Genomic DNA, 20,139 nt, shown 5'->3' with positions numbered 1-20,139 from the left:
TTTTTATACTTAGTTACAGGCCGTTTGCTATCACTTTTTCTGCTTCACTAGCGGGCATAGGCTTTGCTTTTAAAAAGCCTTGGCCAAATTTACATTGAGTTTGCTTTAAAATAGCCAATTGTTTTTCCGTTTCAATTCCTTCTGCGACTACATCGAGCTTTAATGATTGCGCTAACGATAAAATAGCATCGACTAAGGGGTTGTGCGCTTTGTTTAAATGGTCAATGAAACTTTTATCAATTTTCATTATATGAATCGGTAATTGGTGTAAATACCCAAGCGCGGAATAGCCTGTACCAAAGTCATCTAAACACAGTTTCACTTCAAGAGGCTCAAGACCCTTGATGATTTTTGTCGCCAGCTCTAGATTACCGATAAGTCCAGATTCGGTTATTTCTAAGCATAGTGAGCCAAGAGGTAACTTATATTGCTTATATAAGGCATGTATTTGTTCCACAAAATCGAGGCTAGCAAAGTGACGTGATGACACATTTACGGTAATTCGGCCAAATGCTTTTCCTTCACTCGTCCACTTTGCAATTTGCTTTGCAGCAAGCTGAAGTAAATGTAAATCTAGGTTGATAATTTGACCTGTGTCTTCAGCTACCGGAATAAAATCATTTGGCGAGACAAAGCCTTTGCTTGGGTGATGCCAGCGCACAAGGGCCTCAAAGCCAACAACTCTTGTGTCTTGAATAGTAAAAATTGGCTGGTAGTAAAGTTCAAAGTCGTCATGCTCAATGCCATGCTGTAAATCATTTTCTATATCGGCATGATTTTTAAGTTTTTTACGCATTGTATTGTTGAAAAACTTAACTTTACCACGGCCAGATGATTTCGCCTCGTACATTGCTGCATCAGCATGCTGCAATAGCTTATACGCTTGATCGCGACTACTTTCACAAAAAGCAACACCTATACTAGTCGATGCTTGTAGAAGGTGTCCATCAATATCAAGGGGCTGTGCGAGCACATGCTGGATCCGTTCAAGGGCATCATTTATTTGTTGTTTATCGGTAATGTTTTCCATAAAAATGGCAAACTCATCGCCTCCTAAGCGGGCGAAGGTATCGGTGTTACGAATAGTGCTTAAGATCAATTCACAAATTTTAACTAAAAAATGGTCACCAACTTCATGGCCTAACGAATCATTGATACTTTTAAAGCGGTCAAAGTCTAAATAGAGTAGGGCATGCTTATGTTGCTTATTTGCTCTTGCGAGGCGAAGTATTGCATGTTTAATTCGCTCAATCAGTAAAGAACGATTAGCAAGTCCTGTTAATTCATCGTGAAGAGCTCGATGCTCAAGCTCTTGCCTTGATAATTGACGGTCTATTGCCATGCTGATTTGACGGCTAACATAAGTGAGTAAGGCACGATCATGCTCGTCATAATGGTAACTTTTACTGTAGCTTTGTACGGCAATGACACCGCTAATACGCTCATTCACTTTAAACGGTACACCTAGCCAAGACTCAGCCTGACGACCGACCATTTTAAAATGCCCAGCATCAATGTGCTGCTGAAATTCTTCTTTAGTAAAAAGAAGTGACTGATCTATATTTAGTAAGTAATAAGACGCAGTGTCTTTTAGTTGTTCTTTCGATATTTTTTTATGAGCATTTGAGCGCACGCCTTCTTCAATAATATAAACTAAATCAAGCACATCGAGCTGCTTGTCATAAAGGCCAATGAAGAAATTATCTGCCCTGAGTAAAGAGGTAATAATGCCGTGTAATGATTCAAAAAAACTATCTAGTTCACTTGATTGATACGTCAAATTGGCGATTTGCAGCATCGATCGTTCTAGCTTTTGCGCATCGTTTAACTGCATGACGGTTTGCTGTAAGTTTTCTATGGTGCGAACCTGATTGATCTTGGCACTTAATAAATGCGCGACAGTTGATAAAATCTCTAAATGCGCGTCATTGTAGTAATCTTTTTGCGGATGCTCACAGTCAATCACACCCAGTATTTTTTCTTTGTAAACTAATGGTACGCAAAGCTCAGAAAGAGCTGGGCGAGAATCTGCGATGTAACGTGGATCTTGGCTAACATCAGCAATCATCAAAGGTTTACCAGTACTTGCGACATAACCCGTAATGCCTTGATCAAAGCTGATTTCTGTACGGTCAATATGGTAAGTATCATGGCTGCCAGCTGTGCCTATAGAAGCCATTTCTTTTAGGGTGCGAGTTTTATCATCTGCGAGGTAAATTACACATTCAATAAAGCCTAGGCGGCTAACCACTTCAGACGTAACATATTCTAATAATTCTTCAACTGTGTCTAATTGCATTACAGATGATGAAAATTGATTAATTATATGTAGTTGGTCTGTTTTGACCTCAAGTGCAAAAGCAGTGTCTAAACTCTTAGGCATAGAATAAAAGGTAACCGAAATGTTGTATTAATTTATTACGTTAACCTACTATCAAACTATCCACAAAGTTATTTTCAAAAAAAACTGGAACTGGTGTAAACTAGGCACCTGAATATGAACTTGGGTAATTTAGCAAGGTTATTTGCTCAAAGTTTACGCTATCCCCCTAACTTTAGCCGTGGAAACAAGCAATGTCAGATTTAAATTCGATGCAAACTCTAACAATTACACGCCCTGATGATTGGCACATTCATTTACGTGATGGTGAGCAACTCGTTGATACCGTTCGTGACGCAAGCCGTTACATGGGTCGCGCAATTATCATGCCTAATCTTGTTCCACCGGCAACTTGTACAGAAACTGCGTTATCTTACTATGAGCGAATTAAAGCTGCCGGTCCACAGGGTAACTTTGAACCGTTAATGGTGCTTTATCTGACAGATAAAACTACGCCAGAAGAAATCAAAAAAGCGAAAGCAACGGGTAAAATTGTTGCAGCTAAGTTGTACCCAGCTGGTGCGACTACAAACTCAGATTCAGGTGTTACTTCAATCAAAAACATCTACCCTGTACTTGAAGCAATGCAAGAAGTGGGTATGTTGTTGCTTGTTCATGGTGAAGTGACAGATTCATCTATTGATATTTTTGATCGTGAGAAGGTGTTCCTAGAAACAATTTTAGCGGACGTAGTGAACGATTTCCCTAACTTAAAAATTGTGCTTGAGCACATCACAACAAAAGATGCGGTAGAGTTTGTTAATAATGCACCTGAAAATGTAGCAGCAACAATTACTGCTCATCACTTACTTTATAATCGTAATCACATGTTAGCGGGTGGAATTCGCCCTCATTATTACTGCTTACCTATTTTGAAGCGTAATATCCATCAACAAGCGTTGATTGCTGCTGCAACAAGTGGTAGTAAAAAGTTCTTCTTAGGTACTGATTCTGCTCCGCACTACAAAGATAAAAAAGAAGCAGCTTGCGGATGTGCAGGTGCTTACACAGCACATGCTGCGATTGAGTTATATGCTGAAGCATTTGAAGAAGCGGGGGCTTTAGATAAACTAGAAGGTTTTGCAAGCCACTTTGGTCCAGACTTCTATGGTATGCCTCGTAACCAAGATACTATTACACTATTTAAAGAAAGCTGGACGGTACCAGCAAGCTATAAACTAGGTGATTCAGAAGTGGTGCCAATCAAAGCTGAAGCGAAAATGGATTGGCAAGTAAAATAATCTAAAGCAATAGCACTCTTTTCTTGAAAATTAGAAGCCCATCATTTTGATGGGCTTTTTTCATTTATTATTAATTGTTTATAAATAATACTGTCATATATTTTTGTTTCGGCAGTTGACCTTAAAATTATTTTCGATTAATAGAGCTAAAAACTATTTAATGTGTTAGTCTTAAATTGCTTTGAGTTTTTGCGTATTGAATTTACGGATAATGTGCGGCTGTACGGTTACCGGTTAGGTTATTGGTTCTTCCTGTACTTTACCCCAAGTTTATTGGGCATTCACTCAGGGAGGATAGAGCCATTATGGCTGAATTTTAATAATTGACTTACAGGAAAATTTGGTATGTCAAACACGGTTACTGGTAAAGTTAAGTTCTTCAACGAAGCTAAAGGCTTCGGTTTTATTGAACAAGAAAATGGCCCTGATGTATTCGTACACTTCAGTGCTATCACAGGTACAGGCTTCCGCACTCTTAGCGAAGGTCAACAAGTATCTTTCGGCATCAAACAAGGTCAAAAAGGCCCTGAAGCTGAGAACGTAGAAGTAGCATAATTTATTATGTGAACCTCTCATTTTGGTGGAACAGTTTCTGTTTCACCAAAATTCATCATTACCTCACAAATATCGCAACATTCATATCTCACCAAACATTAATTAGCTGTACCGAAATTATATTCCTCCAAAGGCATTGAAAACGACTAATTTAATCAGAAGATAAGCTAGAACTTCACGATCTATGCTCTAAAAGCTACTCTCCATAACTAAAGTATTATATGCTGTAACGATGTAATTTATTAAACATAACAGCGTCTGTTATGTTAGTTAGTAGTTTTGATTGAACTCGAAAGTTAGCAGCAAAATGTTTACAGTTATTTTTCACCAAACTAGAAATAACCCGCTAAACTTAACTTATCCACATGTGGAAATAATGCTGAGTAACTTATACTTGTTTGATGAAATATAATGAAGGTTTGCTAATCGATGAGCATAGGAAACAATATACTTTTGGTAGACGACCACCCAATGGTGGCAACAGCAATTAAAATGGCACTTGCCAAGTCTACACTAGTAAACGAAGTACAAGCTGTTGCAAGTCAAAAAGAAGCGTTGCAGTTTTTAAAAAGTAATAATGTAGCGCTAGCGATTCTAGACATCGAGTTAGAAGACTCCGATGGCTTTAGTTTATATAAGCGCGCCGTCAGTAGTGGTTTTACTGGTAAAGTGTTGTTTCTATCAGCTAAGCAAGACAAGCATATTATCCGTACAGCTGCAAAACTTGGTGCGCAGGGGTTTGTAAACAAAGCAGAAAGCCTTGAAGATATCTCTTCAGCCGTTGAAATGATTTTGCGTGGTTATACATTCTTCCCGCAAGAGCACTTAATCGCTTCGGAAAAAGACATTGACGAGTTACTAACTGAACGTGAGCTTGCGGTGATGAATTATTTACTACAAGGCTTATCGAACAAAGATATCGGTGAAAAGCTCTTTATTAGTAACAAAACAGTAAGTACATACAAAGCGAAAATATTTGAAAAGCTTGAAGTTGATTCAATTATTTCACTTGCCAAGCTTGTAAAAGACCGCGCAATATTTTAACTCTCTCACCCATAGCGGTGAGAGATTTCAACTCTCTCATTCTTGTGTTTAGTGCCTGATTTGGCTGCTTATTGAGCGGTTACACGTGGCGAGTGCATAAAAATTCTTCAAAATAGATTTTTTAGATGAATAAACGGAATTTTTTTTTCATTTTTCTTCAGCATTTTCAGATTTCATAAAATGTTACATTTATGTTTAAGGTTGAACCTAATATGAATGCAATGTTCGCCAGCAAAGGGCTATAGAAGTATCATATGAACACCTCTGTTATATTTTTGTTAATTCGTTGTTTTGGTTCTTTTCCTTTCAACGACGAGTCACCAAATTTTTCCGACGAAAGCCGAACATCAAGTTGACAGACTCTGATGCATTTAGCATTATTGGAGGGTTGATATCTATTAAAAGATATCAGGGTTGTCCTCTTCGGGGGGTAATTAAATTATAAAAGTAACATTACTTAATTGGTTGGGAACTATGTCTGTTAAAATCAGAAAGAGTCTTGTAGCATCAGCGTTGGTTGGCGCTTTTGCATTTGCAAGCAGCAATGTGATTGCAGATCCTTTGAAAGATGTGCAAGATGCAGGTCAACAAATTCAAAAGGCTGCTGTTAAGTCTCAAACTAAAATTGACAATGTATATGGTCAAACTCAAGAGCTAATCGCTGAGTACCGTAGCGTTGTTGACGAAACTGAGCTAATGAAGGTTTATAACGATCACGTAGCACGTTTGGTCGCTGACCAAAATGCTTCAATCGAGTCGTTTGACCGTCAAATCGCAACTATCGATAACACGAAACAAAACGTTGTGCCTTTGATGTATCGCATGATCGATACGCTTGAGCAATTCATCAAAGCGGACGTTCCGTTCAATCTTGAAAACCGTCTAGCACGTGTTGAAAGACTTCGTGACATCATGGCGTCAGCATCAGTTACTACATCTGAAAAATTCCGCCAAGTTCTTGAAGCTTACACTGTTGAAACTGCATACAGCTCAGCTGTAACTGCTTCACAAGGTACTCTTGAGATCGACGGTAAGAGCATCAACGTTGACTTCGGTCGTTTAGGTCGTATCACTTACGTTGCTCAGTCTTTTGACCTTAAGCACGCGTGGGTGTGGGATAACAACACTAAACAGTGGAAAGAATTAGGTGAAGAATACCTAAAACCTGTTAAAGAAGTTATTCGTATGGCGCGTAAACAAGCGACATTAGAACTTGTTAAACTACCAATCTTTGGCGCGGAGTAATCAATAATGAAGAAACTATTTAAAGGTTTTGCTGTTGCAGCAGTACTATCTGTTTCTGCAGGTACCGCGCTTAATGCACACGCAAACACTGATGCTTTAGACAAAATTCTTGAGCAAGTTAAGCAAGAACGTATCTCTGAAGGCAAATTAAATAAGCAACGTGAACAAGAGTTCCTTTCAGCTCGTGCTGATAAGCAAGCGTTACTTAACAAAGCTAAAAGTGACCTAGCTGCTGAAAAAGCTCGTGGTGACCGTTTAGCTAAAGAATATGCACAAAACGAAAATACTTTAGCTGAGAAAGAGCAAGCTCTTTTAAACGCTCAAGGTACGTTAGGTGAGATGTTCGGTGTTGTACGTCGTGCAGCTGCTGATGCAATCGGTTCAATCGAAGCATCACTTGTTTCTGCTGAAAAACCAGGACGTGCTGAAGTACTTCGCTCACTAGCTGCTGCGAAAGAACTTCCAACTGTACGTGAACTTGAAGAGCTTTGGATTTCTCTTCAAACTGAAATGACTGAGTCAGCTAAAGTTTCAACTTTCGAAACTGAAGTTGCGGGTCTTGACGGTTCATCTTCTGTGAAGAAAGTAACGCGTATCGGTAACTTCAACTTAGTAACTGACGATGGTTATTTAATCTACTCACCAGAAACTAAAGCAATCCAACCACTAGGTAAGCAACCTGATAGCTACATCCTAGCTGGTATCAGCGATTTAGAAAATACTTCTTCTGACAACTATGCTGGCGTATACATCGACCCGACTCGTGGCGCGATCTTACGTATCAACACGCAGAAGAAATCGTTAATGGAATACTACGAGCAAGGTGCTGAAGTAGGTTACATCATCACAGTATTACTTGTTGTTGGTCTACTTATCTTCATCGTTCGTTTCATTGATCTTGCGCTTACTAGCACTAAGATTAAGAGCCAGCTTAAAAACCTTTCTACTCCGAATACAAACAACCCACTGGGTCGTATTCTTAAGGTTTATGCTGACAACAAGAATCAAGACGTTGAAAACCTTGAGCTTAAACTTGACGAAGCAATCTTACGTGAAACGCCTCGCATTGAAGCTGGTATCAACATCATCAAGATCTTGGCAGCAATCGCTCCATTACTAGGTCTACTAGGTACGGTAATCGGTATGATCCTTACGTTCCAAACAATCACATTGTTCGGTACAGGTGATCCGAAGATCATGGCTGGTAATATCTCTCTAGCACTTGTTACTACAGCGTTAGGTCTAATTGCAGCTCTACCACTTATTCTACTTCACTCAATTGTTGCGGGTCGTAGTAAGTCGGTTCTACATGTCCTTGATGAGCAAAGCGCAGGTATCATCGCTGCTCACGCGGAGAAGGAGAAAGCCTAATGCTAGTCCTGATGGAGATCTGGGAATCTATCAGGGATTTTGTTGGCACAGGCGGCCAGGTTTTATACGTGGTCGCGATAGCACTCTTTCTTATGTGGGTTTTAATGATTGAGCGCTATTGGTTCCTACTAGCTGAGTTTCCTCGTATGACGAAGAACATTGTAGCTCAGTGGGATGCCCGCCAAGACACTACGTCTTGGTACGCACACAGAATCCGTGAAGCATGGATTTCTGAAGCGTCTGAAAAATTAGATCAGCGTATGTTGTTGATTAAGACATTGGTAGCTATTTGTCCTTTAATAGGCTTACTAGGTACTGTAACGGGTATGATCGCGGTTTTCGAAACCATGGCTACTCAAGGTACAGGTAACGCACGTTTAATGGCATCAGGTATTTCAATGGCAACAATCCCAACAATGGCTGGAATGGTTGCGGCACTATCTGGAGTATTCTTTAGCTCACGTCTAGAAGCGAGAGCGAGAATGGCGAAAGCTAAACTTGTAGATAGCATGCCTCATCACTAGAGAGAGAATTAAATATGGCACGTAAACAACGTTTTCGTGAAGAAGAAGAAGCAGCGGTTGACATGACGCCAATGCTTGACATCGTATTTATCATGCTTATTTTCTTTATCGTAACTACATCGTTCGTTAAAGAGGCTGGTATCGAAGTCAATAAACCTAAAGCAGCTGCAGCTACGAAGCAAAAAAATGCAAACATTTTTGTTGCTATCCGTGCTGACGGTGCGATCTGGATTGATAAACAACAAGTAGACGTTGAGCGTGTATCAGCTAAACTTGAAAGTTTATTAGCAGAACAACCTACTGAAGTTGTGATTTTGCAAGCTGATAAAGAAGCAAAACACGGCGTAGTGGTTAAAGTTATGGACCAGATCAAAGCGACGGGTGATAACCTTAAAATTTCAATAGCTGGAGATCAGTAATGATTCGTTTTCTGTTTTCACTGATTGCAGGTGGGGCAGTTACTTTCGGCTTGTTCTACTTCATGGCGTACCTCATCTCCGGTGGAGCTGATCGTGCGACTGAACAAAAAGAACAGATCGTAGTCGAAATTATGACGAATCCGCCTGAATCTAAGGTGCAGGAGAGGAAGCGTGTTCCGCCTCCGCCTCCGCCACCGCCAAAGCAGCCGCCTAAGCCGCAGCCGCCTCAGCCGGAAAACAGCAACCCGAACACTGGTGGTTTGTCATTTAATATGCCAAGCATCGATGTGGGTAGCACAGCTGGTGGCCTAAGTGGTCCAGGTGCATTTGGACGTGATGGTGACGCGACACCTATCGTTCGTATTGAACCAAAATACCCTACGCAAGCAGCGCGTGATGGTAAAGAAGGTTGGGTACAACTTTCATTCACTATCAATGAAGTTGGTGGTGTAGAAGATGTTGAAGTGATCGACGCCGATCCAAAACGTATCTTCGACCGCGAAGCTAAACGTGCGCTACGTAAGTGGAAGTACCGTCCGAAAATCATCGATGGTAAACCACAGAAGCAATTTGGTCTTCAAGTACAATTAGACTTTAAACTTAACCAAGGCAACTAAGGAGGCGAGTAATGAGAAATTTATCTAAAGTAACTGCACTTGCGCTTCTTATGTCTCTATCAGGTGTAGCTTTCACTGCACCTGCTTTAGCAGCGCCAGATTACGCGAAGATTGAAGCGCGTAAAAAAGCAAAAACTAAAGTTATGGGCGAGCGCGTTGGTAAGAAAGTTATTAAAGCGTTTGACTTGTACAATGAAGATAAGCTTGATGAAGCGATTGCACTACTTAAAGAAATCGATCCTTCGGATGATTTCGATAAGGCAACAGTTGATCGTTACTTAGGTCAGATGTACGCTCAAAAAGAGCAGTACCAATTGGCTATTAAGCACATCTCAGCGGCAGTTAAGCCTGACGTTTTAAACTTTGCTGACCAAGAGCAAGGCCTAAAACTTCTAGGTGATATGTACGCGGGTACTGAGCAATATGCAAAAGCGAAAGAAGCTTATGCAGCTTGGATGGACTTCACAGGTGAGGAAGACGACAAAGTTTATACACGTATTGCGCAAGCAAACTACGAGTTAAAACTTTACAAAGACGTTCTTCCTGCTGCAGACAAAGCAATTGAATTGGCAAAAGAACCTGCAAAAGCTTCTTACCAATTAAAGCTAGCTGCCTATTTTGAACTTAAACAGTACAAAAACATGGTAGAAGTAGCTGAAGAGATTGTTCGTGTTTGGCCTGAAGACAAAAAAGCCTGGGTTGGTTTAGGTAAATACTACCTACAAACCGAAGACTTCAAAAAAGGTCTAGCGACCATGGAAGTTGCCTACAAAAATGGCTATTTTGAAAACGAAGTTGAATACAAAGTACTTTCTAACTTCTATTCGTTAAATGATATTCCTTACAAAGCAGCAGTCGTGCTTGAAAAGGCAATCAACGAAGAAAAAGTTAAGCGTAACAAGCAAAATATCAGCGCAGTGGCATCTAATTACCACCGTTCTAAAGATATTGAAAAAGCAGCTAAATACTATGAAGAAGCGGCTAAATTTGATGACGATGCAGAGCTTTACCGCAAAGCAGGTTCATTACTTTTACAATCGCAAAATTATAGTGCAGCCGTTGTTCGTTTGAACAAGGCATTAGAGTTAGGTTCTGATAAAAAAGGAACTATCTATTCTGATTTAGCTGAAGCTTACTACTACCAAGAGAAGTACAAGCAAGCTTACAACGCTATCACTAAGGCAATGGATGATCCGCGCACGCGTCGTTTCGCGAAGAGCTGGTCAGCCTTCATCAAAGATAAAGCCGCTCGTAACGGTGTAAAAATCTAATTGATGTTGTTTTAAATTAAAAAGCCCCTCTGGGGCTTTTTTTATGGAATTTTAAAATGCTAAGACAGATCGTATTATTACTTGTCGCAAGTGTGATGCTGATAGCTTGCTCTGAGCAATCTTCAGGTTTCAAGACTTTTAGGGAAGGGCAGCAAGCGCTGCAAAGAATTAATAATTTATTATCTAATCAAGAACTGCAAACTGAAGCTACTAGCTGGCCTTTCTCTGAAAGTTATTTGCAAGCACGTCACCAAGCTTATCAAAAGCTAAAAGCGACGTCTTTAGATGAGTCACAACAGGCGCAATTAAATTATTTAATTATTGCCGAGCGTTATCCTGAACGTTATTTTGTCTGGCCTGTACAACGTGATGTTATTAGTCAAGCTCGTTCACAGGATAACTATTCAGCAAATGCACTAGCTAATTGGTTAGAGTTAGTTGAAATGCAGTTAATTGCTGCTGAACAAAGCAACCTTAAATTAAATAAAATTGAGTTAACGTTATTGCATAACATGGTTAAATCGCATCTGGATAACAGCGATGACAGTGTCCAAGCAGCGCTTTATAAACTTAATCAATACTTAACTCAATATAAACCTCGTACAAAGCTTGGTTTAGTTGGTTTAGCGAACGGTAAAGACTGGTACCAAAGTAAACTTAATTACTTCAGTGGTGAGACTAAGTCTCCTTTAAACTGGCTTAGTGAGGTCCAAAGTTCACTTAAGCAGTTACAAAGAGCAGATTTTGTATTACCTGTTTCAGATTCTCATGTTAGCCCATTAGTGATGACTTATTTTGTGGAAAATCATCAGCACAGTGGTCTTGATTGGCAGCTTGATTATATAGACCCGCTAAAAAGTAAACGTAAGCTAACGCAAGGCGAGCAATACTTCTGGCAAGTTATGATGGAAACCGACTTAGGTATTCATTATCACACTTGGAGTGAACAGCAAGCACGTGTCAATTTAATGAAGCGTTTAGGCGTAGATCAGCTGCAAGCGGATTGGTTAATTGAGGATATTATACTTTATCCTGCAATGAGTTTTATTTTTATAAATTAGTACAGCATTGCGCTCTATGGAGCGCAACGCCGACAACGTTGGCTTGCAGGATCTGCAAGTAAACGTTCGTCATCGATTTTTTCTTCGCAATCACAGCAATAGCCATACTGCCCGATATCAATTTGGCAAAGTGCTGCTTCCAACTTTTCTATCCGAGCAATCAATATTTGATATTCAGAGCCAAGGTTATTTGCTGTCAGCTCTAACCAATCCGAAGGAGGGTTATCTTTGAGTTGCGATAGTAGTTGCTGATGATAGCTTTGTTCAGAATTAGCCAGCATATCAAGTAAACGTTGTCTGACCTGCGCAAGTTCCGCAGATAACTTTGTTTGAATTTCAGTATTGTTCATCGCGTTTCTTCCAAGTGGGCAATACTAGTATTATCAAACAAAATCCGTTTGCTAATTATGATTTGTATCAATACTCGGCGCTTTGGCATACTTTCTTAGCACATCAGCTACTTCATCTTTGGCTTTTAAGCGACGTATCTCATCAAAAAGTACGCTTGCTTGTGGGTATTGGCGTTTTAAATAACCGAGCCATTGCTTAGTTCGAGAAGCAAAGTACTTTTCACATTTACTTTCGTCTTGGTGCATTGATGAATGAATAATGTGGTATATCACATGCTCCCATAACATAGGAGTATAATGTTCGTTTTGTGCATGTGACTTTATTTGTTTTGCTAAATCAGGCATTGCTAGTGCGCCACGACCAAGCATTAAGTCTTGGCAATGGCTTCTTTTTTGGCAAAGTATAGCATCTTTAACTTGCCAAATTTCACCGTTAGCAACTACTGAAATATTCTTGTTTTTGATTAATGGGGGGATTTTTTCCCAGTAAGCAGGAGGGTTATAACCATCTCGTTTAGTTCTGGCATGAATAGCAAGACTTGAAGCGCCTGCGCTTACAACAGCATCAACAATTTCTTGGCTATTACTATCATCATCAAAGCCAAGTCTGATTTTAGCACTCACCTCATGGCGTGGGTCGACAGCATCACGTACGGCTTTGATTATCTCGTACATATGCTCAGGGTCTTTTAAAAGTACCGCACCACCTTTACTTTTATTTACCGTTTTAGCAGGGCAACCAAAGTTTAAGTCGATTCCATGTGAGCCTAGACGTATTGCTTTAACTGCATTTTCAGCTAAAGCATTGGCAACTTGACCCAGTAATTGAATACGTACAGGTGTACCTGCACGGGTATAGCCACCTGTTTTTAGCTCAGGACAATAGCGATGAAACACGCGCTCGGGTAGCGTGTCTTCGACGACACGAACAAACTCTGTAACGCATAAATCAAATCCACCTAAATCAGTTAGGAGTTGTCGCATTTTAAAATCTACAACACCTTCCATCGGTGCTAAAACTAGTCGCATGATACCTGTTTACTTATCAAAAATTAGGACGCGTATTCTAGCTGTTCTAGATTGTTTTATAAATCGTAATTTGCTTTCTGCGCACTTTCAGAAAATAATTAGAAAAAATTGAAAGATATTTGTAGTTCACAGGTCTTGTTTAATAACCCTTTATAAAAAAGAGAGTCATCGAATGAACACAGTTAAGAAAAATTCAATTGCATTAACATTAGGTGCAGTTGTAGTAGGTGCGTCAAGTTTTGCAGCCACTGATGCGAACGCGAATCCATTTGAATTTCAGCAAATGCAAGCAGGGTATCAGTTAGACGCGGCTGAAGGTAAGTGTGGAGAAGGCAAGTGTGGCGGCGATAAAAAAGCGGCTAAAGAAGGTAAGTGCGGCGAAGGTAAATGTGGCGCAGACAAAAAAGCAGCTAAAGAAGGTAAGTGCGGCGAAGGTAAATGTGGCGCAGACAAAAAAGCAGCTAAAGAAGGTAAGTGCGGCGAAGGTAAATGTGGCGCAGACAAAAAAGCGGCTAAAGAAGGTAAGTGCGGCGAAGGTAAATGTGGCGCAGACAAAAAAGCAGCTAAAGAAGGCAAGTGCGGCGAAGGTAAATGCGGTGCAGCTAAAAAAGCAGCTAAAGAAGGTAAGTGCGGCGAAGGCAAATGTGGCGCAGACAAAAAGAAAGCTAAAGAAGGTAAGTGTGGTGAAGGTAAATGTGGTTCTAACCACTAAGCGCTCACTTAGCTTTTGAAAGGGCCGTAAAGGCCCTTTTTAGTAGGAGGTAGTATGTTAAAAGAATCAGTAGCTGATTTTGGGCAGATTGGGCTAGGTTTGCGCCGAGAAATGCTTGATGAAATGCTTATCGATGTTCCTAAACCCATTGAGTTTTTAGAAGTTGCACCAGAAAACTGGCTAAAGCTTGGAGGTCGATTTGGTAAGCAATTTAAGCAGCTAACCGAGCAACATGCCTTTGTATGTCACGGTTTGTCGTTATCGATTGGGTCACCTTCAGCACTTGATATTGAGTTTGTGCAATCGCTTAAAACTTTCTTCAAAGAGCATAATGTTCGTCTGTTTAGTGAGCACTTAAGTTACTGCTCGGGAGAAGGGCACATGTACGACTTAATGCCAATTCCGTTTACTGAAGATGCTATTAAGCATGTTGCCTCTCGAATTAGGCAAGTTCAAGATATTCTTGAGCAGCCAATTGCAATTGAAAATGTTTCTTATTATGGCGCGCCCGGTCAACAAATGACGGAACTTGAATTTACTAATGCGGTTTTAGAAGAGGCGGATTGTAAATTACTGCTCGATGTTAATAATATTTACGTCAATTCGATTAATCATGGTTATGATGCAGGGAAATTCTTAGCAGCATTACCAACTAATCGCATTGCCTATGGGCATGTTGCTGGTCATTACACTGAGGCTGAGGATTTACTCGTTGATACTCATGGTGCGCCAGTGATCGATCCCGTTTGGCAATTGCTCGAAAAAGCCTATGAAATTCATGGGGTATTTCCCACCTTATTAGAGCGTGATTTTAATATTCCTCCTATGAGTGAATTATTAACAGAGCTGAGAACCATTGGAGCGTTGCAAGAGGCTGCTGCTCATCGAAATCAAGCAACGGTGAAACACAGTGCCTAATCATTTTACGCAAGTACAGCAAGAGTTTATGGCGCATATTCGCGACCCAGAAAATAATAAGAAGCCAGCCGATGTTGAAGAGCGTCGCATGGCGATTTACCGCGATTTATTTTTTAATAATGTGGATGGTTTTGTCAGCTCTGCGTATCCAGTGCTAAAAAGTTTATATACTGAGCAAGCTTGGCAGAGACTCATTAGGCATTTCTTTAGTATGCATGACTGTAAATCACCTTATTTTTTAGATATAGCAGGGGAGTTTTTGACTTTTCTTGCAAATGACTATGAAATGCAAAGTGATGATCCTGCTTTTATGTTCGAACTGGCGCATTATGAATGGGTTGAGCTTGATGTGTCGGTTGCTCAAGAGGTGGCACAAGAAGTGAAATTATCAGCTCATAAAGTGACAAGCTCCCCATTATATTTAAGTTCGTTTGCTCGCAATTTAAGTTATAGCTTCCCAGTTCATACTATCAGTGTGGATAATCAACCAAGTGAGCCGACAGCACAAGCAAGTTACTTCGTGGTTTATCGTGATAGTGATGATGAAGTACAGTTTTTATCAACAAATGCGATGACCGCATTACTGCTTAATATTATTGAATCTAAGCCTGGTGCAGATTTAAATGATGTATGCCAAGCAGTTGCAGAGCATGCTCCTCAATTTAGCCAAGAGCAGTTGTATCAAGGGGCCCTCAATACCTTAAGCGCTATGGCAGAGCGCGGTGTTGTGGTTACTAATACATAGGTTTAAAAATCGGCTAAAGCTCTTTATTGATGAGGGCTGTTCGACTATTATGTGCACCTTATTTTGTCGTGCTTAAATAAAGGTAGTAACTATGTCGAATGATAAAGACTTTAAAGATCCGTTCAATGCAACTTATTTCATTGCGTTTTTAGCTGTATTCGGTGGCATTGGCTGCCTTAACGCTATTCTTGGTTGGATCACTTCTTTATCTTAATCTGCGCAAGCAAATTTAAGACACTAGGCTGCACCATGCAGCCTTTTTTGTTGTAGTTAAGTGATTAATTTCGAAACTTGCTACCGACTTTCCACTAAGGTGATGTTATACTCTCGAGCTTTGTTAGATAAACTTTTTGAGCAGTATAATTATGACTCAAGCAACTTCAACGCTCATCAAACAGAGCATTGCAACGATCGCTGATTACCCTAAGCCGGGCATTATGTTCCGCGACGTAACAACATTAATGGCTAATGCTGACGCATTTAAAGCAACTATCGACAGCTTTATCGCAGCATACAAAGACCAAGGTTTTACAAAAATCATCGGTACTGAATCTCGTGGTTTTATCTTTGGTGCACCACTTTCATACGCACTAGGTATTCCATTCATTCCAGTTCGTAAACCAGGTAAACTTCCTCGCGAAGTGATTTCACAAAGCTACCAATTAGAGTATGGTGAAGATATTCTTGAGCTTCATACAGACGCAATTGTACCTGGTGATAAAGTGTTACTAGTAGATGACTTACTTGCTACAGGTGGCACAATCGAAGCAACTGCAAAATTAGTTGCTAAACTAGGCGGTAACGCAACTGATGCGGCATTTGTTGTTTCTTTACCAGAGCTTGGTGGTGAGCAACGTGTTGCTGAGATGGGCATCAAAATCTTAAAGTTGGTTGAATTCGAAGGCGAATAATTAATGAGTTATCAGGTTCTAGCAAGGAAATGGCGACCACAAACCTTTCACGAGTTAGTGGGGCAGTCTCATGTTAAACAAGCATTAGTGAATGCATTAACACAAAATAGACTCCATCATGCTTATCTCTTTACTGGAACCCGTGGGGTGGGTAAAACAACCATCGCACGTATATTCGCAAAAAGCCTCAACTGCGATAAGGGTATCTCTGCAGAGCCATGTGGCCAATGTTCAAGTTGTACTGACATTGAAGCAGGTCGTTATATTGATTTATTAGAAATCGATGCGGCATCGCGTACCAAAGTAGAAGATACCCGCGAAATCCTTGATAACGTTCAATACGCACCAACACGTGGTCGTTACAAGGTATACCTAATCGATGAAGTTCACATGCTGTCAAAGCATAGTTTCAATGCATTACTAAAAACATTGGAAGAGCCTCCAGAGCATGTGAAATTTTTATTAGCGACAACTGATCCGCAAAAACTGCCCGTGACGATTTTATCGCGTTGCTTACAGTTTAATCTTAATGCTTTGTCGCAATCAGAAATTCATAATCAGCTTGCCCATGTTCTTAATCAAGAACAGCTAAGTTTTGATGATAAATCATTGTCTATTTTAGCTAAGGCCGCTGATGGTAGTATGCGTGATGCACTGAGCCTTACAGACCAAGCAATTGCGCAAACCAACGGCAGTATAAATCATCAGGCAGTACAAACCATGCTTGGCTTGATGGATACTCAATATAGCCAAACCATGTTAGCGGCGCTACTGTGCCAAGATGGCGATGCACTACTTCAAGAAGTAAAAGCGGTCGTAAGTCGAAACCCTAACTTTGTAGCCTTGCTCGACGATTTAATCGCCCTGACGCACCTTATTCAGCTTGTGCAACTCGTGCCTAGTGCAGCGGCACTTGATGATACTAACCGTGATTTTATTGAGCAAGTAGCGCAAACCACTGATGCACAGCAGATGCAGGTTTACTACCAATTGCTATTAAATGGTAAAAAAGATTTGCAGTGGGCACCCGATGCTAAACTAGGTTTTGAAATGATTATGTTGCGTTTGTTGGCATTCCAACCTACGCAATTTGCACAAAGCCAAACACCAACGAATACCCAGCAGCAGGTTAAGCCAAGTGGTGCCGGTGCACTGCGTGATATTTTGAAAAAATCAACGGCGCAACGTGAACAAGCAGCGTCAGAGCAAGCACTTTTAGCACAAAGTTCTGCACAGACAACTGCTGTTCCTTCAGAGCCTCAGCAAATTCAAGCTGAGCCTATTGAAGCTGAACCTGTTCAAGCAGCTAAAGCAGAAACAGTGCATAGCCAAGAGCCTGACCAGCAAGTTGAAGCAACAGCGGTAGTACAGTCTGGTGTTGAACAACAGCCTCAGCAATCTGTTGAAACTGCAATGACCGCTGAAGTTGAACCAGCGCCACAACAGCAAGAGCAAAGCTACTCAGAGCAAGTACCTGCAGCTGAATACTCTCCACAGGAGTATTCTTCGCAAGATTACATGATTGATCATGATGCACAAATGGACTCATCACTTGCTGCGCAATACGATGATGTGATGAATAGCGCCTATGATCAGGGCTTTACTGCAAATGAAGCACCTCAGCAACAGCAAACTGCACCAGTGCAATTACAACAGCAGCAAAGTCAGGCGCAGTCGGCCATTGCTCGTATTTTACAAGACCGCAATATCTCAGGTGCTGGGCGTTTAAGTGGTGCTGCAACGCAAACGAATGCTAAAGCAGAACAACAATCTGAAGCGAAGCCCAAAGCAGAGCCGCCAGCGCAACAAAGCACAGCCACGACCAATATTCAGCCTCAGCAGCAAGCAATGGCTGCTGAAGTAAAAAAGCCCATCCCCCAGCAAACGGGGGAGAGCAGTAATAAAGTAAAAAAAGTCGACTTTAGAGAAAAGCATCAAACAATTACTGAAAACTTAGCGCCTGAGCTGCTTGAGCAGATCAACCCGCAAAAAGTGCCAGAGCCAGTAGTAGAAGAAGCCAGTATTCCGGTCCCTGATGATTTTGAAAGTCCGATCAGCAGTATTAAATTTGCACACGAACAAGATGAATGGGCGTATTTAATAAAGCGCATGGGGCTCGGCGGACGGATGCGCCAATTTGCACTGCATTCAATTTTTACCAAGCAGAATAACCAACTGCACATTGAGGTTGACTCGTCACAGCGCCATTTAGACAGCGCAGTGCTAAGGCAAAAGCTCAATGCTGCATTAAGTGAAATTTACGGTCATAATGTAGAGCTTAGTATCGAGTTTGCTGATGGCGTAATTGACTCACCGTATTTGATTCAACAAAAAATCGATGCAGGACGTCATCAACAGGCTATTGATGTAATAAATAGCGACGAAAACATAGTGCAATTTCAACAGTTATTTAGCGCTATAATCGATGAAAACAGTATTCAGGCATTGTAATTCGTTACAATAGCCCTTATCTTCATGCCAATTAAAGTAGTTTAGAAAGAGAGACAGTTATGTTTAAAGGTGGAATGGGTAACATGATGAAGCAAGCGCAGCAAATGCAAGAGCGCATGCAAAAAGCCCAAGAAGAAATCGCAAACCTTGAAGTAGTAGGTGAAGCAGGTGCAGGCCTAGTTAAAGTAACTATGCTTGGTAACCACAATGTACGTCGTGTTGAATTAGATGAAAGCCTAATGGAAGACGACAAAGACATGATCGAAGATTTACTAGCGGCAGCGTGTAACGATGCTGTACGTCGTGTTGCTGAAGAAACGCAAGAGCGCATGAGTAAAGTAACTGGCGGTATGCAATTACCACCAGGTATGAAAATGCCATTCTAAGTGATTTTGTATGCAACTATCTCCTAGTTTAACACAGCTAATTGAAGCGCTACGATGCCAGCCAGGCATAGGCCCTAAGTCGGCACAGCGCATTGCTTTTCATTTGCTTGAGCGTGACCGTCAAGGTGGTAAACAACTTGGCCATGCATTAACTAAAGCAATGGATGAAGTAGGGCATTGTCAATCTTGTCGTACTTTTACAGAGCAAGCTGTGTGTGATATTTGTTCTAGTGTTAAACGCCAAGATAGTGGTTTATTGTGTGTGGTTGAATCACCAACCGATGTACTTGCTATTGAGCAAACTGGTCAGTACCAAGGCCTTTACTTTGTTTTAATGGGTCATTTGTCGCCAATTGATGGCATAGGACCAAAAGAAATTGGCCTTGATATTCTTGAAAGCAAGTTGCAACAAGGTGGCATTAATGAGGTGATCCTAGCAACCAATCCAAGTGTTGAAGGTGAAACCACAGCCCACTATATTGCAGAGCTTTGTCATAAGTATCAGGTGAGTGCATCTCGGATAGCTCATGGTGTCCCTGTTGGTGGTGAGCTCGATTTACTCGATGGTATGACGCTTATGCACGCATTTAGCGGACGACGCGCCGTAAACCAAAACTAATACCGCAAATGGTATCAAAAGCCTGCTTGAAGCAGGCTTTTTTGTGTTTAACCCCTAATTTACCCGCTAATTTAATTTTTTGCCTTGAAGTTCCAAAAGCCTGCCCCATATAAAGAGTCATAGTGCAGATTAGACACTTTGTTAATTGGAGATTTACACAATGACTGCAGCACAAAAAGAAACATTAGGCTTTCAAACAGAAGTCAAACAACTATTAAACCTGATGATTCATTCAATTTAGTCATTCAGGACAATTAATTACCTCTCCGCAATAAACCTTATTATTATAT

21 protein-coding genes are annotated in these 20,139 nt (G+C 40.8%); 18 read left to right on the top strand and 3 right to left on the bottom strand.

The annotated features are described in order from the left end of the window. Positions 1 to 13 precede the first annotated feature (13 nt). Positions 14 to 2,383: an EAL domain-containing protein gene (locus tag L1D46_RS11280; RefSeq protein ID WP_130051249.1), complete on the bottom strand. Its 2,370-nt coding sequence runs from the start codon at positions 2,381 to 2,383 to the stop codon at positions 14 to 16. A 191-nt stretch (positions 2,384 to 2,574) separates the two neighbouring features. On the opposite strand from L1D46_RS11280, the gene pyrC reads away from it, so the two are divergent. The 10 genes from pyrC (at position 2,575) to L1D46_RS11230 (ending at position 11,728) form a co-directional block, all read left to right on the top strand. Beyond that, complete coding sequence (pyrC, locus tag L1D46_RS11275; RefSeq protein ID WP_130051250.1) at positions 2,575 to 3,621, top strand: dihydroorotase; 1,047 nt, start codon at positions 2,575 to 2,577, stop codon at positions 3,619 to 3,621. A gap of 345 nt (positions 3,622 to 3,966) precedes the next feature. Beyond that, on the top strand, positions 3,967 to 4,176 hold the full coding sequence (locus L1D46_RS11270) for a cold-shock protein (protein WP_036967526.1): 210 nt from the start codon (positions 3,967 to 3,969) through the stop codon (positions 4,174 to 4,176). A 429-nt stretch (positions 4,177 to 4,605) separates the two neighbouring features. Next, complete coding sequence (locus tag L1D46_RS11265; RefSeq protein ID WP_130051251.1) at positions 4,606 to 5,220, top strand: response regulator transcription factor; 615 nt, start codon at positions 4,606 to 4,608, stop codon at positions 5,218 to 5,220. Positions 5,221 to 5,694: 474 nt separating this feature from the next. Continuing rightward, positions 5,695 to 6,465 carry a DUF3450 domain-containing protein gene (locus tag L1D46_RS11260; protein WP_054551560.1) on the top strand — a complete coding sequence of 257 codons (771 nt, stop codon included), beginning with the start codon at positions 5,695 to 5,697 and terminating at the stop codon, positions 6,463 to 6,465. Between the two features lie 6 nt (positions 6,466 to 6,471). Next, complete coding sequence (locus tag L1D46_RS11255) at positions 6,472 to 7,836, top strand: MotA/TolQ/ExbB proton channel family protein (protein ID WP_130051252.1); 1,365 nt, start codon at positions 6,472 to 6,474, stop codon at positions 7,834 to 7,836. Next, the gene (locus L1D46_RS11250) at positions 7,836 to 8,360 is read left to right on the top strand and encodes a MotA/TolQ/ExbB proton channel family protein (protein ID WP_062570716.1); all 525 of its coding nucleotides are present in this window, start codon (positions 7,836 to 7,838) and stop codon (positions 8,358 to 8,360) included. The genes L1D46_RS11255 and L1D46_RS11250 overlap by 1 nt, the downstream gene beginning before the upstream one ends. Positions 8,361 to 8,374: 14 nt before the next feature. Further along, positions 8,375 to 8,779 carry a biopolymer transporter ExbD gene (locus tag L1D46_RS11245; protein ID WP_054551557.1) on the top strand — a complete coding sequence of 135 codons (405 nt, stop codon included), beginning with the start codon at positions 8,375 to 8,377 and terminating at the stop codon, positions 8,777 to 8,779. Next, positions 8,779 to 9,396 carry an energy transducer TonB gene (locus L1D46_RS11240; protein WP_054551556.1) on the top strand — a complete coding sequence of 206 codons (618 nt, stop codon included), beginning with the start codon at positions 8,779 to 8,781 and terminating at the stop codon, positions 9,394 to 9,396. The genes L1D46_RS11245 and L1D46_RS11240 overlap by 1 nt, the downstream gene beginning before the upstream one ends. Before the next feature lie 11 nt (positions 9,397 to 9,407). After that, positions 9,408 to 10,667, top strand: coding sequence for a tetratricopeptide repeat protein (locus L1D46_RS11235; RefSeq protein WP_130051253.1), 1,260 nt, complete (start codon positions 9,408 to 9,410; stop codon positions 10,665 to 10,667). Positions 10,668 to 10,723: 56 nt separating this feature from the next. Next, on the top strand, positions 10,724 to 11,728 hold the full coding sequence (locus tag L1D46_RS11230; RefSeq protein ID WP_167657782.1) for a hypothetical protein: 1,005 nt from the start codon (positions 10,724 to 10,726) through the stop codon (positions 11,726 to 11,728). Between the two features lie 14 nt (positions 11,729 to 11,742). Here L1D46_RS11230 and L1D46_RS11225 read toward each other — a convergent pair whose 3' ends face one another. Both L1D46_RS11225 and L1D46_RS11220 read right to left on the bottom strand, forming a co-directional pair. After that, the gene (locus L1D46_RS11225) at positions 11,743 to 12,078 is read right to left on the bottom strand and encodes a TraR/DksA C4-type zinc finger protein (RefSeq protein WP_130051255.1); all 336 of its coding nucleotides are present in this window, start codon (positions 12,076 to 12,078) and stop codon (positions 11,743 to 11,745) included. Between the two features lie 51 nt (positions 12,079 to 12,129). Beyond that, entirely contained in the window at positions 12,130 to 13,107 is a 978-nt protein-coding gene (locus L1D46_RS11220; protein WP_130051256.1) for a tRNA-dihydrouridine synthase, read from the bottom strand. A 172-nt stretch (positions 13,108 to 13,279) separates the two neighbouring features. Between L1D46_RS11220 and L1D46_RS11215 the strand changes: the two genes are divergently transcribed. The 8 genes from L1D46_RS11215 (at position 13,280) to recR (ending at position 19,849) form a co-directional block, all read left to right on the top strand. After that, positions 13,280 to 13,819 carry a hypothetical protein gene (locus L1D46_RS11215; RefSeq protein WP_239977569.1) on the top strand — a complete coding sequence of 180 codons (540 nt, stop codon included), beginning with the start codon at positions 13,280 to 13,282 and terminating at the stop codon, positions 13,817 to 13,819. Between the two features lie 54 nt (positions 13,820 to 13,873). Continuing rightward, on the top strand, positions 13,874 to 14,737 hold the full coding sequence (locus L1D46_RS11210; protein ID WP_167657784.1) for a DUF692 domain-containing protein: 864 nt from the start codon (positions 13,874 to 13,876) through the stop codon (positions 14,735 to 14,737). Beyond that, positions 14,730 to 15,482: a putative DNA-binding domain-containing protein gene (locus L1D46_RS11205; protein WP_256854835.1), complete on the top strand. Its 753-nt coding sequence runs from the start codon at positions 14,730 to 14,732 to the stop codon at positions 15,480 to 15,482. The genes L1D46_RS11210 and L1D46_RS11205 overlap by 8 nt, the downstream gene beginning before the upstream one ends. Positions 15,483 to 15,573: 91 nt before the next feature. After that, on the top strand, positions 15,574 to 15,696 hold the full coding sequence (locus L1D46_RS20925) for a hypothetical protein (protein ID WP_254907726.1): 123 nt from the start codon (positions 15,574 to 15,576) through the stop codon (positions 15,694 to 15,696). Positions 15,697 to 15,847: 151 nt separating this feature from the next. Continuing rightward, entirely contained in the window at positions 15,848 to 16,393 is a 546-nt protein-coding gene (gene apt, locus L1D46_RS11200) for an adenine phosphoribosyltransferase (RefSeq protein ID WP_130051259.1), read from the top strand. Positions 16,394 to 16,396: 3 nt separating this feature from the next. Next, positions 16,397 to 18,844, top strand: coding sequence for a DNA polymerase III subunit gamma/tau (gene dnaX / locus L1D46_RS11195; protein WP_239977568.1), 2,448 nt, complete (start codon positions 16,397 to 16,399; stop codon positions 18,842 to 18,844). Between the two features lie 59 nt (positions 18,845 to 18,903). Beyond that, entirely contained in the window at positions 18,904 to 19,230 is a 327-nt protein-coding gene (locus L1D46_RS11190; RefSeq protein ID WP_036967566.1) for a YbaB/EbfC family nucleoid-associated protein, read from the top strand. A 10-nt stretch (positions 19,231 to 19,240) separates the two neighbouring features. Next, the gene (gene recR, locus L1D46_RS11185) at positions 19,241 to 19,849 is read left to right on the top strand and encodes a recombination mediator RecR (RefSeq protein ID WP_063705901.1); all 609 of its coding nucleotides are present in this window, start codon (positions 19,241 to 19,243) and stop codon (positions 19,847 to 19,849) included. The last annotated feature ends 290 nt before the right edge of the window (positions 19,850 to 20,139 follow it).

The organism is Pseudoalteromonas sp. Isolate3, from assembly GCF_022398505.1.
Classification (GTDB): Bacteria; Pseudomonadota; Gammaproteobacteria; order Enterobacterales; family Alteromonadaceae; genus Pseudoalteromonas; species Pseudoalteromonas apostichopi.
This window is presented reverse-complemented; position numbering and strand designations above follow the sequence as displayed.